The 17,751-nt window shown below is 60.6% G+C and carries 11 protein-coding genes; 8 read left to right on the forward strand and 3 right to left on the reverse strand.

The features are described from left to right. Positions 1–4 precede the first annotated feature (4 nt). On the forward strand, positions 5–1,012 hold the full coding sequence (locus tag S7A_RS04650; protein WP_009088382.1) for a glycosyl hydrolase family 8: 1,008 nt from the start codon (positions 5–7) through the stop codon (positions 1,010–1,012). An 83-nt stretch (positions 1,013–1,095) separates the two neighbouring features. Here the strand turns inward: S7A_RS04650 and bcsG are convergent, their stop codons facing one another. Genes bcsG through bcsE form a run of 3 tightly spaced genes read right to left on the reverse strand, consistent with a single transcriptional unit; the run spans position 1,096 to position 4,482 of the window. Beyond that, positions 1,096–2,760: a cellulose biosynthesis protein BcsG gene (bcsG, locus tag S7A_RS04655; RefSeq protein ID WP_009088384.1), complete on the reverse strand. Its 1,665-nt coding sequence runs from the start codon at positions 2,758–2,760 to the stop codon at positions 1,096–1,098. Beyond that, complete coding sequence (locus S7A_RS04660) at positions 2,750–2,947, reverse strand: cellulose biosynthesis protein BcsF (RefSeq protein WP_009088386.1); 198 nt, start codon at positions 2,945–2,947, stop codon at positions 2,750–2,752. Before S7A_RS04660 ends, bcsG begins: the two co-directional genes overlap by 11 nt. Further along, positions 2,947–4,482, reverse strand: a complete 1,536-nt coding sequence (gene bcsE / locus S7A_RS04665; RefSeq protein WP_009088388.1) for a cellulose biosynthesis protein BcsE — start codon at positions 4,480–4,482, stop codon at positions 2,947–2,949. The genes S7A_RS04660 and bcsE overlap by 1 nt, the downstream gene beginning before the upstream one ends. A gap of 195 nt (positions 4,483–4,677) precedes the next feature. On the opposite strand from bcsE, the gene bcsR reads away from it, so the two are divergent. The 7 genes from bcsR (at position 4,678) to S7A_RS04700 (ending at position 17,591) form a co-directional block, all read left to right on the forward strand. Further along, complete coding sequence (gene bcsR, locus S7A_RS04670) at positions 4,678–4,875, forward strand: cellulose biosynthesis protein BcsR (RefSeq protein ID WP_009088390.1); 198 nt, start codon at positions 4,678–4,680, stop codon at positions 4,873–4,875. Beyond that, entirely contained in the window at positions 4,875–5,600 is a 726-nt protein-coding gene (gene bcsQ, locus S7A_RS04675; RefSeq protein ID WP_009088392.1) for a cellulose biosynthesis protein BcsQ, read from the forward strand. The genes bcsR and bcsQ overlap by 1 nt, the downstream gene beginning before the upstream one ends. Further along, entirely contained in the window at positions 5,597–8,191 is a 2,595-nt protein-coding gene (gene bcsA / locus S7A_RS04680; protein WP_009088393.1) for a UDP-forming cellulose synthase catalytic subunit, read from the forward strand. Before bcsQ ends, bcsA begins: the two co-directional genes overlap by 4 nt. A gap of 9 nt (positions 8,192–8,200) precedes the next feature. Next, positions 8,201–10,492 (forward strand): cellulose biosynthesis cyclic di-GMP-binding regulatory protein BcsB, encoded by a 2,292-nt coding sequence (bcsB, locus tag S7A_RS04685; protein WP_033736125.1) that lies wholly within the window; start codon positions 8,201–8,203, stop codon positions 10,490–10,492. Beyond that, positions 10,485–13,952, forward strand: a complete 3,468-nt coding sequence (bcsC, locus tag S7A_RS04690) for a cellulose synthase complex outer membrane protein BcsC (protein ID WP_009088397.1) — start codon at positions 10,485–10,487, stop codon at positions 13,950–13,952. Before bcsB ends, bcsC begins: the two co-directional genes overlap by 8 nt. Before the next feature lie 117 nt (positions 13,953–14,069). Then, complete coding sequence (gene hmsP, locus S7A_RS04695) at positions 14,070–16,076, forward strand: biofilm formation regulator HmsP (protein ID WP_033736127.1); 2,007 nt, start codon at positions 14,070–14,072, stop codon at positions 16,074–16,076. A gap of 225 nt (positions 16,077–16,301) precedes the next feature. Continuing rightward, entirely contained in the window at positions 16,302–17,591 is a 1,290-nt protein-coding gene (locus S7A_RS04700; protein ID WP_009088401.1) for a dicarboxylate/amino acid:cation symporter, read from the forward strand. The last annotated feature ends 160 nt before the right edge of the window (positions 17,592–17,751 follow it).

Genomic DNA, 17,751 nt, shown 5'->3' on the forward strand with positions numbered 1-17,751 from the left:
AACTATGAAACGTAAGCCATTCTGGCTGGGCTGGATCTGCTCAGTGTTACTTCTGGCCTGCAGCGCGCAGGCCAGTGCCAGCGGCTGGGACACTTTTAAAAGCCGTTTTGTCACCCCTGAAGGGCGGATCATCGACACCGCCAATAACAATGTCAGTCACACCGAAGGTCAGGGGTATGGCATGTTGCTGGCAGTCGCTAACGATGACCGCGCCACCTTTGATCGGCTGTGGCAGTGGACGCGCACCCAGTTGCGTAATCCGCAGACCGAGCTGTTCTACTGGCGCTATGTGCCGGGCAGTGACAACCCGGTTGCCGACAAAAACAACGCCTCGGATGGTGATGTGTTGCTCGCCTGGGCGCTGCAGCGTGCCGCGCAGAAGTGGCAGGCAGAGAGCTATCAGCAGGCCTCTGACCGTATCCAGCGTGCCATCATCCGGCTGGATGTGGCGAATTTTGGCGGGCACACCGTGCTGTTGCCCGGGGCGCAGGGCTTTAACAAAGGCAGCTTTGTGGTGCTGAACCCCTCCTACTTCCTGTTTCAGGCCTGGCATGAGTTTGGCGAGCGCAGCCATCTCCAGGTCTGGGATAAGCTGATCAATGACGGTTTCGATCTGCTGGGTAAGCTGAGCTTTGGGAAAACCGGCCTGCCGCTGGACTGGGTGGCGCTGAATGCTGACGGATCGGTTGCCCCGGCCGTCGGCTATTCCAGCCGCTTCAGCTACGACGCCATTCGCGTGCCGCTGAATATCTGGTGGTATGACCCGCACAGTCTGGCGCTGGTGCCGTTTCAGCGCGTCTGGCAGGGTTACAGCCGGATGCTGACGCCAGCCTGGTTTGACGTGCTGGCGAATACCCCGGCCCCTTACCATCTTGAGGGCGGTCTGCTGGCAGTTCGTGACCTGACGCTGAATGAGACGGGTTATCTGAGCGATACGCTGGCGGCAGATCAGAACTACTTTTCGGCCAGCCTGCAGTTACTGACCTGGCAGGCCTTTCAGGAGAAGCGCTGATTGCTCAGCGCCCTGTTGCGGATAGCAGCGGGTTCATTCCGGTTCAGGCGCGCCGACGCGCCTGAACCCCCTTCATCGCTGCGCTACTGCGGGTAGGCGACCCAGTCGCCGCCGTTAAGCCGGATCCAGGGTTTGCCCTGATACATCATCACCACCGCACCATCATTCTCCGACACGACAGGCGTCTGCGGCAGCTTGTCCGTCAGCACCGACATGTTCACATTCGGCGCATTAAACACCTGACCATCGACCACGCGCGAGACAAGCTCTGAGACAGCCAGCAGGCTGGTTGGTGCATCGATATTCAGGGGCTGCCCCTGATGCGGTGCCTTCATGCCGACAAACTTAATTCCCACCGGCACGTGCGTGATGTCGGGGCTGGGGATATCGCGCAGGCCGGACATCTGCATTTTATCGCCCTGCAGCGCGGCACCATGCTCCGGCACCACCAGAACCATCACCCGGCGGCCCGATTTCTCCAGCTGCGTCAGGAAGGCGTCGATCTGGTCAAACAGCAGCTGAGCGCGCGGCTTCCACGGGGCCGTTTTCGTGCTGCCCAGGTCGCGCGTGCCGTCGTGCAGCGGGATCAGATTGTAGAAGGTGGCGCTGCGGGCATCGCTGCTCTTGCTGCGATCATCCAGCCAGCGCTGCATCACCTGGGCATCGTTAAGCACCGGCGAGCCGTCGAACGAGGTCAGTTCCGGCGCAATACCCGCCTGGGACATCAGCGGAGCCTGAATATCGCCTGACTCGCGTAACTCCTTGAGATAGTTACCGAACACACCGGTATGATCCATCATCAGCTGCTCTTTAAAGCCCAGTTTCGCCAGATTATCGAACAGATAGCAGCGTGAATCGGTGGGCTTATAAAGGTCACTGTGCGAGGTCTGACCGCAGCTGGCACGCAGCAGGCGAATCCCCGCCGGGCCGCTGTAGCTGGTGGCCGAGTTGAAGTTGGTCAGCATGATGTCGAAGTGCTGCCACAGCGGGTGATTACGCAGCTGGGACGCATCCATATCAGACCAGGCGAGCGAACAGATATTGATCACCAGAATGTCGAACGGCTGCGAATCGGCTGGCAGACTGTCAGGGAAGTGGGTGACGCGCTTGCGTTCACTCTCATAAAAGCGGCTGAGCCAGGCGGTCAGGCTGGCGCTGGTGGGGGCAGCCGACTGATCGAGCCCCTCCGGTGCCGCCGCGGGCTGGCTGGCGGCGGCGGGCGTCTGATTCAGAACCACCTGCGGCGTGGCGGCGCGCGTGGGTAGCAGCGACATCGCCGGGCCGGCGATAGTCAGCACGTTGAGCCAGATCATCATCAGCGACACCAGCACGGTGATGCGGAGCCAGGGCGAAATAAACAGGTAGATCACCAGCAGCACAAACAGCGCACCTAACATCTGCCAGTTAATAAAACGGTCAGCCAGATCGAGCAGGTAAGCGGCGGAGAAGCCCGCCAGCTGGTCGCCCTGGCTGAGCAGGCTGCTGAGCCCGGGCAGCCAGGTGTCATGCCAGAACAGCCCGATCCCGATGGGTAGGGAGATCCAGTGACGGAGGCGATGCAGGCGCAGCGACGGCAACGGAAAGAGGAGCCAGGCGAGAAACACCAGATTGCTCAGGGCGTGAAAATTAAGATAGCCGTACCACAGCAGGGCAAACTTCACTAAGAAATAGAAATTCCAGCCGCCCAGGCCGCGCCAGCAGGACCACAAACGGGAAGCGTGGGCTGCAGCGGGTTGATCATTTTTCATTAATGTTGGCATCCGTTTTTGAAGATTGACGCTGCCAGTGCCCCTCAGACTTCAGCGCACGTGCAGGTAACAGGCGATTCAGCAGACCGTTCCAGCGGCGCGGCAGCCACTGCTGCCACACGGGTCTGGCGATCAGCAAAATGAACAGCAGCAGCAGCGCAATCTGCACCCAATCCATCAGGTTCATCAGGACTCTCTCTCCGGCAGTAATGTAATGGGCTGCGGAACCGGGCGCTCCGGCGCGGCCACTGGCGGGATCTCCGCGGGGCGCACCGAATCGGAAACCGGCGTCAGCACCTGCAGCGCCATCGGCGTCATTTTTTTAATGTTGCCGATCTCGGCGAGGATCTGGTTGTCCTCAAACCAGATAATCCGGTTGGCAAACAGCTCATCGTGCGGCAGTGAAAAGATAAATTTCAGCGCTTTATCCAGGTCGTTGTAGCGGCAGGAGGAGAGGAACAGAATCACCCGATCCTCCAGCACCGTGACCAGATCGCCAAAGCGGCGCGGTTTGCAGAGCGTCAGAACCTGCTGAGGGGTGAGCTGCGGCACCGGGCGCAGGGCGACCAGCAGGCCTTTATCATTTTCCGGCAGCAAAGTGTTGCTGATTAACTGGCTGACCGCCTCACAGAACGCATCCAGGCGCAGATAACCTTTTTCATGCAGCGGCTGCAGGGAGGCGATCAGCGCATCCAGGCTGGCGGGCACGCGACGACTGAACCGCTGTCCCTGAATCCCTTCAAGCATGGTGAGAAAGCGCGACATCGCTGCCGTGGTGGGCACAATGGTGTTCACGCCGCAGGCCTGCAGCAGGCGCTCATCGCTGTAACGCAGGCTGACGCCCATCTCACGCACCACAATTTTCAGCCCGTTGCCGCGCGCGCGGCGCAGGCTGTGCACCATTTTTGCCAGTTCACCGATCTGTTCACTGTGATTCAGGCTGAAGATCACGGTGGCCGCATGGGCCTGCTGCGCCTGCAACCAGACCTGCTGATTATCGTCAAACAGCTGCCACTGGCGGGAAAGCGGCGGCGCGCCTTCAAGCACGCTTTTATCGGCCAGATAGTGTTGCTCGTCATTCAGGCTCAGCGGTTCCTGCGTTTCTTTTAACGCAAAGAAATGCGCATCTTCATAGCCCAGACGAAGCGTACGATCGGCAAACAGTCTTTCGCCGGTATACCACCAGCTTATTTGATACAGCCAGCTATCCTGCTCAACGGTTAAATAAGCCAGTCCGTCTATCTGACGATAATAACGCTGAAGCGAGCTGGTCTGATTAAAAAGAGTAATACCGGTGGTGACGATGAGAAGTGTAATATTTCGTTTGCGCAACATTCTGCGCATGCGTGTTATCCAGTCACGCAACTCCGCTTCGTTTAATTTATCCCATTGCGCCGTACTGCTGCTGAAGATCACCAGCCCACTTTTATGACTGAGCGTGCGGGATAAATCCCTTTCCAGCTGCAGCAGACTTTTTTTATTTGCCGGCAGAGAAAAGAGCGGGATACGGTCGGGGCCGCCCGTCAGGTCGGGCGTCAGCAGCTCGCGGGGCGGCAGCCCGGCGCTGATGAGCGTGGCGGCATGCTGCTGGGAAATAACCTGTCGAATAAAGGCACGCATATCCTGCTGACGTGCGCAGGTGACCCAATAAAAACCGGGATTTTGCAACGTTATGACTTCAGGCTGAACCTGTCGCAGCCCCAGTGAAAAAGAATTTTTCATAATGAATTCGATATTGTTCCAGCCCAGGCTAGTTTATTATAGTCAGCACAGGTTGTAACCTGACGAATTAAAAATTACTGCGACAGGCCAATTACGCTTTTCTGATAGCGTCCTTATTCTGGAAACCCCTTTTCAGAAAAAAGGCGAAGAGGCCACTGTCCTCAATCCGACACTGTTTATTCGTGGCGAAAAATAATGACAAACCCGAATGTTTATACGCCGGTCGCCGTTGAGGGTGGACCTCAGGATGATATCAGCGCACTGCGTGACGCCTTTTCTCTGCACGCGTTCCGTTATATCGATATTGCACGCGAAGAACGGCTGGCAGAGATCGTATCGCGCTGGCCATTATTAACCGAAACCGTTGCCGCACAGCCGGAGCCGCATCGCTGATGGCGCTGATGGCACTTCAGGGCATCCGGGGCGGTGTCGGCACCTCCTCTCTCTGCGCGGGCCTCGGCTGGGCGCTGTCGGCACTGGGTGAACAGGTTCTGCTGATTGACGGCTCGCCGGTCAGCCAGCTCGGCATGCATTTTAATCTGCCGGTGCAGGCGGAGCAGGGCTGGATGCAGGCGCTGTGTCACGGCGGCGACTGGCTGCAGAGCGCCCGACGCTATCCGCAGGGGCCGGATCTGCTCCCCTATGGTCAGCTCTCCGCTTCCGCCTCCGCTGCGGTTCAGGACAGCACGATTGCTGCCCCGCTGCTGGCGGCGTTACCGGCGCTGCGGGGGCGCTACGGCTGGATAATTTTTGATCTTCCCGCCGAAAGCGCGCCGTGGCATACAGCGCTCTATGCGCAGCTGGATGGCCTGCTCGGCGTCATTACGCCCGATGCGAACTGCCATTTGCGCCTGAGTCAGCAACGCTTTCCTGCGGCGACCCGTTTTCTGATCAACCAGTTCAACGCCAACAGCCGCCTGCAGCAGGATCTGCATCAGCTCTGGATGGCGTCGCTGAATCCGCTGATCCCGCTGCTGATCCACCGGGATGAAGCGCTGTCAGAAGCGCTGATGATGAAGCAGCCAGTCGGAGAATACCGGCCCCACGCGCTGGTCAGCGAAGAGCTCACCACCCTGGCGAACTGGCTGCTGCTTCATCTGAAAGGCGATCGCGTATGAACCCGCTGCGCTGGCTGCTGACCCGACCCGCCTGGCTGGCGTTGCAGCGTCGCTACAGCACCGCCCGGAACAACGGAGCATCCCGCTTCGCCAGCGCGCTGCATCTCTTCTGGTGCGGGCTGGCGGTGACGCTGTTGCGGCTGGAGGCACCGGGCTGGCAGCAGATTATTCAGCAGCGCCGCCGCCTCTATCCGCATATTTCGCCCGAACGCCCGCAGCCGCTTGATCCTGTGCGCTATCTGATCCAGACGCTCTGGCTGGTGTTTATCCTGCCGGGTGATGGCCGCCGCCGCGTGAACGGCTTCGCCACGCTGGCTGGCTGGCGGCAGCGGGTCTATCGCTGGCTCGACAGGCGTGGCAGGCAGGCAGAGGCGCAGGGGCTGGGCGCGCGGGCGGAAAAACGGCTGAAGAGACTGCCGCCCCTGCTGCGTTACGCTCTCCTGGCCGGGATGGGCGTGATCGCGTCGGTACTGGCGCTGCTCTGTATCAGCCAGCCCTTTGACCTGCTGACGCAGTTTATCTTTGTGTTGCTGCTCTGGAGTCTGGCGATGGTGGTGCGGCGCGTGCCGGGCCGCTTACCGACCATGATGCTGATCGTCCTGTCGCTGACCGTATCCTGCCGCTATCTCTGGTGGCGTTACACCTCGACACTCAACTGGGATGACCCGCTCAGCCTGGTGCTGGGTCTGCTGCTGATCGCCGCCGAAACCTATGCCTGGGTGGTGCTGGTGCTGGGCTATTTCCAGACGCTATGGCCGCTCAACCGTCAGCCGGTTTCGATGCCTGCCGATCGTGCGCTGTGGCCGTCGGTGGATCTGCTGGTTCCGACCTATAACGAACCGCTCAGCGTGGTCAGGCCGACGCTTTACGCCGCGCTGGGTATCGACTGGCCGAAAGATCGGCTTAACATCTATCTGCTGGATGATGGCAACCGGCCCGAGTTTCGCGCGTTCGCCGCCAGCATTGGCGTTAACTATGTGGTGCGTCCCTCGAATGAACACGCCAAAGCGGGCAACATCAATCATGCGCTGAAAAAGCACTGCCGCAGCGACTTCGTGTCGATCTTTGACTGCGACCATGTGCCGACGCGCGCCTTTTTGCAGATGACCATGGGCTGGTTTATCAAAGATCCCCGGCTGGCCATGCTGCAGACGCCGCACCACTTCTTTTCGCCCGATCCGTTTGAGCGCAATCTGGGCCGTTTTCGCCGCACGCCGAATGAGGGATCACTCTTTTACGGCCTGGTTCAGGATGGCAACGATACCTGGGATGCGACCTTCTTCTGCGGCTCGTGCGCCATTCTGCGCCGCACCGCGCTGGAGGAGATTGGCGGCATCGCGGTCGAAACCGTAACGGAAGATGCGCATACCTCGCTGCGCCTGCACCGGCTGGGTTACACCTCGGCCTATATCCGTATTCCTCAGGCCGCCGGACTGGCGACCGAGAGCCTGTCGGCGCATATCGGACAGCGAATCCGCTGGGCACGCGGCATGGTGCAGATCTTCCGTCTGGATAACCCCCTGTTCGGTAAAGGGCTTAAGTGGGTGCAGCGACTCTGTTATGCCAACGCCATGCTGCACTTTCTCTCCGGCATTCCGCGGCTGATCTTCCTGCTGGCTCCGCTGGCGTTTCTGCTCTGCCACGCCTACATCATCTACGCGCCCGCGCTGGCGATCGCGGTCTATGTGCTGCCCCACATGCTGCACACCAGCCTGACCAACTCGCGTATTCAGGGGCGCTGGCGGCACTCGTTCTGGAGTGAAGTCTACGAAACGGTGCTGGCGTGGTATATCGCCCTGCCCACGACCGTTGCGCTGATCAATCCCCACAAAGGCAAGTTTAACGTCACCGCCAAAGGCGGGCTGGTGGAGAAGCGGCATCTGGACTGGGTCATCACCCGGCCTTATATGCTGCTGGTGTTGCTTAACCTGGCGGGGGTAGGGATGGCGTTCTGGCGCATGCAGCACGGCCCGGCCAACGAAGTGTTAACGGTGTGGGTCAGCCTGGTGTGGGTCATCTACAACATGGTGATTCTGGGGGGCGCGGTGGCGGTCTCGGTTGAAGCCCGGCAGATCCGCGAGGCCCATCGCGTGGAGATTGCGATGCCTGCCGCCATTGCGCGCGAAAACGGCCACATGCTGCCCTGTACGTTGCGGGACTACTCCGATGGCGGGGTGGGTCTGGAGCTGCGCGAGCCGGATGCGTTGCGGGAGGATGAAAAGGTCTGGCTGCTGCTGCGTCGCGGTCAGCAGGAGTTCAGCTTCCCCTGCACGGTGCAGCGCGTCTTTGGCCGTCGGGCGGGCGTTCGTCTTGAGTCCCTGACCACCCGGCAGCACATCGATTTTATCCAGTGTACCTTCGCCCGTGCCGATACCTGGGCGTTGTGGCAGGACGGTTTCCCGGAAGATAAACCGGTGCAGAGCCTCACCGATATCATGATCCTCGGCTTCAAAGGTTATCTGCGCCTGGCGGAATATGGTCCGCCGCAGTTACGTCGGTTGTTTAACCTGCTTACCGCTGGGGTAAGCTGGCTGGCTTCGCTGTTGCCGCAAGGCATCGGACGCGTGCCCGCCTCAAAAAATCTGCATTGAGTTGATGATATGACGACAACGAGAATAAACAGGTGGGTCGCTGCGCTGTTGCTGGGTTCCGCAACATTAAGCTGCGCTGCAGCAGAGGAAAATGCACCGGTCAGCGCGGCCGGAGAGACGGCGCAGCAGGCCGTGCCGCAGCCGTCGGCTGCGCCGCTGCGAAACAGCCAGCTGAGCTTTGCTAAGCTGGCACCGCCGCCAGGCAGCATGACGCTGCGCGGAACGCGCACCACCGGGCAGATTGAGTTTGGGGTGCGCAGCGATGAAGTCGTCACGAGTGCTATGCTGAACCTCAGCTATCGGCCATCGCCTGCGCTGCTGCCGACCCTGTCGCAGCTGAAGATCTATCTCAACGATGAACTGGTGAGCCTGATTACCCTGACGCCGGAGCAGATTGGCAAAGAGAATCAGACGCAGCTGGCGCTGGACCCCCGGTTTATCGCCGATTTTAACCGCGTCCGCTTTGAGCTGGTCGGTCACTACGCCAACATCTGTGAAAACCCGGCCAACAGCACCATCTGGCTCGATATCGGTAAAGCCAGCAGCCTGGATCTGACGCTGCAAAAGCTGCCGCTGAAAAACGACCTGTCACACTTCCCGGAGCCTTTCTTTGATGCGCGCGACACGCGGCCGCTGACCCTGCCGATGGTGTTTGCCGCCCAGCCCGATGTCGCGCAGCAGCGGGCCGCCGCCATTCTCGCCTCCTGGTTTGGCAGCAAAGCCGCCTGGCGCGGCCAGCGCTTCCCGGTCCTCTACAATCAGCTGCCGCAGCAACAGCACGCGGTGGTGTTTGCCACCAACGATGCGCGCCCGGCATTCCTGAAAGATCTGCCGCCGGTGAGCAAACCGACCGTAGAGATCGTCAGTCAGCCTGACAATCCCTATGAGAAAATGCTGCTGATTCTGGGCCGCAACGACGACGACCTGCTGACGGCCGTGCAGGGCATTGCGCAGGGCGAGTTACTGCTGCGGGGCGATACCTCCACCATTGACCGCGTCACGCTGCTGGCCCCGCGCCAGCCTTATGATGCGCCAAACTGGGTACGCACCGATCGCCGCACGACTTTTGCCGAGCTGACGCAATATGAAAATCAGTTGCAGTCTGACGGTCTGCAGCCTAATCCGATCAGCCTGACGCTGAATCTGCCACCCGATCTCTTCCTGGTGCGGGCGCGCGGTATCGATATGGATCTGAACTATCGTTACACCTCGCCCACCCAGCCGGACGGCTCCAGGCTGGCGGTCAACCTGAACAATCAGTTCATTCAGGACTACCCGCTGCAGCCGAAAAACACGGCCGGACAGCAGCTGCTGCACCTTCCCCTGCTGCAGGGAACGACAGACAAGAGTCATGAGCTGAAAATCCCGGCGCTCCGTCTGGGCGTGATGAATCAGCTGCGTTTCGATTTCGACTATGCCACCACCTTTATGGGCGGCACGGCGGACGGACGCTGCGAAACCGTCACCCCGGTGAGCAATCATGTGGTGGTGGACGACAACTCCAGCATCGACTTCTCCGGTTATCGCCACTACATCGAAATGCCGTCGCTGCAGACCTGGGCGAATGCCGGCTTCCCGTTCAGTCGCTACGCCGATCTCTCCCAGACGCTGGTGCTGGTTCAGCCGGATCCTGATGCGCAGCAGGTCGCTACCCTGCTGAATGCGGTGGGCAATATCGGCGCGCAGACCGGGTATCCGGCGCTGCGCGTGCAGCTTACCGACGACTGGCGCACGGCGCAGAAGCAGGACGCGGATCTGCTGCTGATCGGCGACATCCCCAAAGATCTTCAGGACGACCGCCGGATCAGCGCGCTGGTTGACGCCACCGCCAGCTGGCTGAAAACCCCGGCGCGACGGGCATCTTTGCCGGCTCAGACTCTCAGCGAGGCGGAACGCAGCGCAGAAAGCACCACCGCCATCGGCTCCCGGGGTCCGCTGGCGACCGTGATTGGTTTCCAGTCGCCGTTCTACGATCAGCGCAGTGTGGTTGCGCTGCTCGCCGATGGCAGTCCGCGCAGCTGGCAGCTGCTCGATGAGGCGCTGGCTGACAGCGGCAAACGTGCGGCCATCTCAGGCTCTACGGCAATTGTCCGTGAGTCGGGTGTGAACAGTCTGCGTGTCGGCGAGACCTACTATGTGGGCCACCTCCCCTGGTGGGAGCGGCTCTGGGCCGCGCTGGCTACCCATCCTTTCTGGCTGGCGCTCTGCTCGGTGGGTGTCGTGGTGCTGTTTGCCATGCTGGTCTGGCGTCTGATGCGTCTTATCTCGCGCCGCCGTCTGCTTGATGATGAAGATGAATAAGTCGCTTCTGCTGCGGGCAGGTGTACTGATCGGCCTGCTGGGTGCGCTGCCGGGGCAGGCTGCGCCTGTCGCCGGTCCGCAGGTTTCACCGGTTGACTGGCTGCTGACCCAGGTGCGCATCGGCGAATCGACCAACAAGTATGAGCTGGTGCAGCAGTCGCTCTACCGGCTGGAGAAGATTGACCCGGAGAATCCCCAGGTGCTGGCGGCGCGTCTGCGACTGGCGCTGCATCAGGGCGATCTCACCACTGCACAGACCCTGCTGGATCAGCTCAACCGGCTGGCGCCCGACTCCGCTGCGGCGCGGGAATCTGCCGCCGGCCTGCGCATGATGTCGTCTGACGGACGGCAGCAACTGCAGCAGGCGCGGCTGCTTGCCACCTCAGGACGACTGGCTGAGGCGAAAAGCGCCTACGATGCCCTGTTTAACGGCGTCTTCCCCGATCCTAACATTGCCCTGGAGTACTGGCGGCTGGTGGCGCGCCTTCCCGGCCAGGAGGATCTGGCCTGGCAACAGCTTCAGGTGCTGGAGCAGCGCTATCCTGGCAACGTCGGGGTCGGATTACAGATCGCCCGCATGGCCTTTGCGCGTCAGCAGCCGGAGCAGGCAATTACACAGCTGAAGCGGCTGGCGGAGCGCGGCGGCGGGCGTGAGGCCGCCGCCGACCTCTGGCTGCAGCAGATCACTGACCAGCCGGTCAGCGACAGCAGCGTGGCGCAGCTGAAGGCCTATCTGGCGGTATTTACCGACGGCGAGCCTCATCAACAGGGTGTGGACGCGTTATCGAAGCAGCAGAGCCAGCTGGCCGATCCCGCCTATCGTGACCGGATGCAGGCGCTGGCGCGGGTCGATGCCGGTAACGATGACAGCGCCATGCGCGCCCTTGAACGGGCGCTGAAGAGCAATCCCGGTGATGCCGAACTGATGGGCGCAATGGGGCAGATTCAGGCCCGCGCGGGCCATCGTGAGGTGGCCATTCGCTGGCTGGAGCGCGCGATTCAGGCGGGTCAGCAGAGCACGCTGATAGGCAAATGGCAGTCGCTGCTGCAGACCAGTCATTACTGGCTGGCAATAGAGCAGGGCGATAAAGCGCTGGCGCAGCACGATATCGACGGGGCTGAAAAGGCCTACCGCGCGGCGCAAGCCTATGACAGCAGTGACAGCTACGCCCTGATTGGTCTGGGTGATGTGGCGATGGCGCGCAACGATGCCCCCGGCGCTGAACGGTTCTGGCAAAAAGCGCGCCGGCTGGATGGCACCAATATCACCGCGGTGCGGCGGCTGGCAGGGCTTTACCGGACGGTATCGCCCGCCCGCGAGATGGCGTTTATCGATACGCTGCCCGCCGACCAGCAGCGCGCACTGGCCGACACGATTCGCACGCTGCGCAGCGACAGCCTGCGTGCGGAGGCCGATGCGCTGGCGCAGCAGGCGCGCTGGCCCCAGGCCACCGATCGCTATCGCCAGGCACTGGCGCTGACGCCGGATGACGTCTGGCTCAGCTACCGGCTGGCGGGTGCGCTGCGTAACAGCGGTCGTGCGCAGCAGGCGGAGGCGGTGATGCGCGGCGTAGCGCAGCAGCACCCGCAGGATAGCACCGCGCTCTACGCCGCCGCCCTCTGGTTCTCGGGCAACGATAACGCCGCTGAGGCCAGCGCCACGCTGCATAGTCTGCCGGAAGCACAATGGAGCAGCGATATGCGCCAGCTGGCTGACCGCCTGACGCAGGATCAGCGCTTTGCCGAGGCCGATGCCCTGCGCGAGGCGGGCGATGAGCCTGCCGCAATCGCGCTGCTTCGGCAGCAGCCGGATTCCAGCCGCCGCGATCTGACCCTGGCCGACTGGGCGCTGGCGCGGGGGGACGCGCAGCAGGCGCTGCAGGGGTATCAGCAGGTGCTGTCGCGCCAGGCGGACAACCGCGATGCGGCGCTGGGACGGATTGAGGCGCTGGTGGCGCTGCAGCGCAACGGCGAAGCCCGTCAGTCGCTGGAGACGCTGCCGCCGCAGCAGAGCACGCTGAATGCGGATCGCCGCGCGGCGCTGGCGTGGCAGGCGGTCGGCGAAACCACGCGGGCCGCGGCGCTGTTGACCGATCTGAAACAGCGTGCCGCCTCGCTGCCCCCTTCGCAGGATAAAGCGCTGGTCTATCGTGACGCGGCACGGCTGGAAGGGGCGCAGCAGCAGCCTGAACAGGCACTGGCAGACTATCGTCAGGCGATGACGGCCAGCGGCATCGGGAGCCGTGGCAATATCAGCCGCGCAACCCGCAACGATCCCCAGGATGACTGGCTGAAGCGCAGCCTGCGCAGCGACACGGCCGATCTCTACCGTCAGCAGCAGACCACGCTCACGGTGCAGCAGGACTATTCACGCAACAGCGGCACCGGCGGCATCTCCGATTTTACGGCGCACACCACCATGCTGCAGGCGGAACATCCGTTTGCCGATGGCCGGGGCTTTTTCCGTCTTGATCGGGTCGATGTCTCCGCAGGCACCTTTGCCACCCGGAACGGCAGCATCGACGCCCTGTTTGGCAGCTGCGACGATGCCAATTCTGGCGGCTGTAATCGTGACAACCGCCAGCGCGATAGCGGGACAGCGCTGGCCGCGGGCTGGCATAACGCGACCTGGTCCGCTGACCTCGGAACCACGCCGCTGGGTTTTGAAGTCACGAACTGGACCGGCGGCCTGAGCTGGAAAACTGATGTGAAACAGCTCGGCGTCACACTGACGGCCTCACGCAGGCCGATCGCCAGTTCGCTGCTCTCCTATGCCGGGACGCGCGATCCCGCAGCCAGCGGCGGCAAAAGCTGGGGCGGCGTGGTGGCCACCGGCGGCAGCATCGGACTGAGTTACGATCAGGGCGGCGCGCATGGCGTCTGGGGCGACATCAGTGCGCATCAGATCACCGGCAAAAATGTCGCCGATAACAGCCGCGAGCGCCTGATGGGCGGCTATTACTATAAGCTCATCAACAGCGACAACCGCCGGGCGACCGTCGGGCTGAACAGCATGCTCTGGCACTATCAGAAGGATCTCAGCGATTACACCTTCGGCCAGGGCGGCTACTACAGCCCGCAGCAGTATCTCTCTTTTTCCGTGCCGGTCACCTGGCGGCAGCGGACGGAGAACTGGTCGTTTGATCTGGGCGGCTCTGTCTCCTGGTCCCATTCACAAACCCATGCCCAGCAGCGCTATCCGGTTAATCCGGGCTATACCCTTGCCAGTAACCCCTCTTCTGCCAGCAGTTCCGGCGGCGGTACCGGCTATACGCTGCAGGCAGTGATTGAGCGACGGCTGACGTCGAACTGGTTTATCGGTGCCGGTGTGGATATCCAGCAGGCGAAGGATTACACCCCGAGTCATGGTCTGCTTTATGTGCGCTATGCTGCCGGTGGCTGGGAAGGGGACCTGGATATGCCGCCACAGCCGCTGACCCCTTACGCGGATTTTAAATAATCCTGACCGGGAAAAAGCCGGACTTTTCAGACGGTAAAAAAGTCAGTTTATGGGATATACTGGCTGGCATTGTACTGTCTGCTATCTGGGCTTTTTTCATCGTCAGGAGAGAATTTTTTGCGCGTAAGCCGGTCACTTACGATAAAGCAGATGGCGACGGTTTCGCTGGTTGCGGTTATCACCATCAGTATTTTTATCGTCATCCAACTGTTTCATTTTGTGCAGCAGCGCAGGATTGACTACGCCCAGCAGATGGAGAATATCGCCCACACCGTTCGTCAGCCGCTGTCGGAAGCGGTGCTGCGGGCCGATATCCCCCGGGCCGAACACATTCTTCACTCTCTGAAACCGGCCGGTATCCTGTCGCGCGCCGATGTGGTGCTGCCCAATGCGTTTCAGGCGCTGCATGCTGACTTTGAGACAGAAAAACCGGTGCCGCGTCTGGTGGCCCGCCTGTTTGAGCTGCCGGTGCAGATTACGCTGCCGCTCTACTCGATAGAAAATACCAGAATGCCAAAGCCGCTGGCTTATCTGGTGCTGCAGGCGAACTCAACGCGCGTCTACCAGTTTATCCTCAGCACGCTCTCGACCATGATCATCACCTATCTGCTGCTGGCGCTGATCCTCTCCGTGGCGATCAGCTGGTGCATCAACCGGCTGGTGGTGCATCCGCTGCGTCATCTCTCGCGCGAGCTGCAGGAGCTGCCGCCGCAGGCGATTCTGACCCATAAACTCTCCCTGCCGCACAGCCATCATGATGACGAGATCGGCATGCTGGTGCGCAGCTACAACCGCAATCAGCAGGTGCTGGAGTCGATTCATGATGAGATGAGCCGGCTGACCACCCACTTCCCGGTCACCGACCTGCCCAACCGCACCCTGTTCCTGGCGCTGGTCGAACAGTTTATGTGCAATCCTGACCGGTCGCTGGGTCTGATGGTGATCCGCATTGAAACCCTGCAGGAAGCCAACGGCATACTCAGCGATGAGCAGCGCGACACGCTGATGCTGACGCTGGTGGAGAAGATCCGCCATACGCTGGATGACCACACCCTGCTGGCGCAGACCGGCGTCAGCGATTTTGTCCTGCTGATGAAGCGCGCCAGTAATCCGTTCCGCGCCCTGCGTCTGGCGCGCAATCTGATGATTCGCCTTAATCAGCCGGTCAGCCTGCACCAGCTGCAGCTGCGCCCTAACGTCAGCATCGGTCTGGCGCTGCGCGACGATCAGCCGCTGAGCGCCAGTGAACTGCTGGACAGGGCGATCTCGGCGATGATGTCGGCCCGTCATCAGGGCAAAAATCAGATCCTCTTCTTTGACGCCGCGCTGACCGAGCGCGCACAGAAACGCCTGACCCAGGAGCATGACATTCTGCAGGGTCTGCACGATGAGCAGTTTGCTCTCTACCTCCAACCGCAGGTTGATATGCGCACCGGGGCACTGGCGGGCGCGGAAGCGCTGCTGCGTATGCGCCAGCCGGATGGCAGTTACGGCCTGACAGAAGAGTTTATCGCCAGCGCCGAAGAGATAGGCGTGATTAGCGCAGTGGGACGCTGGGTGTTTGAAGAGGCGTGCCGCATTCTGGCTGGCTGGCAGCGGCAGGGCATGATGCTGCCGCTGAGCGTGAATATTTCTGCGGTACAGTTGCGCGATACGGGCGTGGTCTCCCATCTGCAGTCTCTGCTGACCCGTCACCGCATCGCCCCTGGCACTTTTGTGCTGGAAGTGACCGAGACGGCGCATCTGGATGATGCAGAACAGGCGATAGCGATGCTGCGACTGTTGCAGCAGGCCGGGGTGGCGGTGGCGCTGGATGATTTCGGCATGGGCTACTCCAATCTCAACTATCTGCATCAGCTGAAAGCGTTGCCGGTCAACAAGCTGAAGATGGACCGCAGCTTTGTGGCGGCGCTGCCGGATGACGACACCATGGTCTGCATCGTGGCGGCGATCGCCGAGATTATCCACCTTGAGGTGATTGCCGAGGGCGTGGAAACCGCGGAGCAGCGTGACTGGCTGCTGGCGCGCGGCATTCACATCGGGCAGGGCTACCTCTACGCGGAAGCGCTGCCTCTGACCCGATTCAATCAGGCCTGGATAGAAAATTCCTCACTGCCGCAATAATTGCCTGATTCATTGATTTTGCGAGAATTTTAGTTACAAAACCCCTTGCTGAAGCGTTTCAGTTCAGAATTACGATCCTGACATTTCCTGGGGGTTTGTCGCCCTGTATTAATCACGTAAACACAGTGTTATTTTCGGGTTACTGTCAGGCGCCACCTCTGTTGCCCGCCAGTCACAATAACGAATCCGACAACATCACCTCACGGCGTTAGTGGACACCTGTTTATGAAAACCTCACTTTTTAAAAGCCTTTATTTCCAGGTGCTGATGGCGATTGGCATCGGCGTTTTGTTAGGCCATTTTTACCCGGAGCTGGGGACCCAGATGAAGCCGCTGGGCGATGGCTTTGTTAAGTTAATCAAGATGATTATCGCCCCGGTCATCTTCTGTACCGTGGTGACCGGCATCGCCGGTATGGAAAGCATGAAAGCCGTCGGGCGCACCGGCGCTGTCGCGCTGCTCTATTTTGAAATTGTCAGTACCATCGCGCTGATCATTGGTCTGATCGTGGTTAACGTGGTGCAGCCAGGCGCAGGAATGAACGTTGATCCCGCCACCCTGGATGCCAAAGCGGTGGCGGTCTATGCGCAGCAGGCGGAACAGCAGGGCATTGTCGCCTTCCTGCTGGATGTCATTCCTAACAGCGTGATTGGCGCCTTTGCCAGCGGCAACATCCTGCAGGTGCTGCTGTTTGCCATTCTGTTTGGTTTTGCCCTGCATCGTCTGGGTAACACCGGCACGCTGATCTTCAACGTGATTGAGAGCTTCTCGAAAGTCATTTTCGGCATCATCAACATGATCATGCGTCTGGCACCGATAGGCGCCTTCGGCGCGATGGCGTTCACGATCGGTAAATATGGCGTGGGGTCACTGGTGCAGCTCGGCCAGCTGATCGTCTGCTTCTATATCACCTGTGTGCTGTTTGTGGTGATTGTGCTGGGGCTGATTGCGCGTCTGTTTGCCGGATTCAGCATCTTTAAGTTCATCGCCTATATCAAAGAGGAGCTGCTGATTGTGCTGGGCACCTCCTCGTCCGAGTCAGCGCTGCCGCGCATGCTGGATAAGATGGAGAAGCTGGGCTGTAAGAAGTCTGTGGTCGGGCTGGTGATCCCCACCGGTTACTCCTTTAACCTCGACGGCACCTCGATTTATCTGACCATGGCGGCGGTGTTTATTGCCCAGGCGACCAATGCCCACATGGATATTTTCCATCAGATCACGCTGCTGGTGGTACTGCTGCTCTCCTCGAAGGGCGCGGCAGGGGTGACCGGCAGTGGATTCATCGTGCTGGCGGCGACGCTCTCGGCGGTCGGCCATCTGCCGGTGGCGGGTCTGGCGCTGATTCTGGGTATCGACCGCTTTATGTCCGAAGCGCGTGCGCTGACCAACCTGATCGGAAACGGTGTGGCGACCGTGGTGGTGGCGAAATGGGTAGACCAGCTGGATCACAAACAGCTCAATGACACGCTCGCCGGCCGGAATAAAGAGAACAAAGCGTCCGAATCTTCAGTTTAATCATTGAATTTAACTTAAATCCCCTCAAATGCCCGCTGTCGCTTGCCCTGACAGCGGGCATTTGCATAATAAACCCCACTTGTTTTTTTGACGTTTTTCACTTCGTTGCGCGACATCCTGAACTTCCTGTGGTCAAACACGTTGTTGTTGGATAACAGCG

The sequence above is a fragment of the Pantoea sp. Sc1 genome (genome assembly GCF_000255315.1).
In the GTDB taxonomy this organism is placed as follows: Bacteria; Pseudomonadota; Gammaproteobacteria; order Enterobacterales; family Enterobacteriaceae; genus Pantoea; species Pantoea anthophila.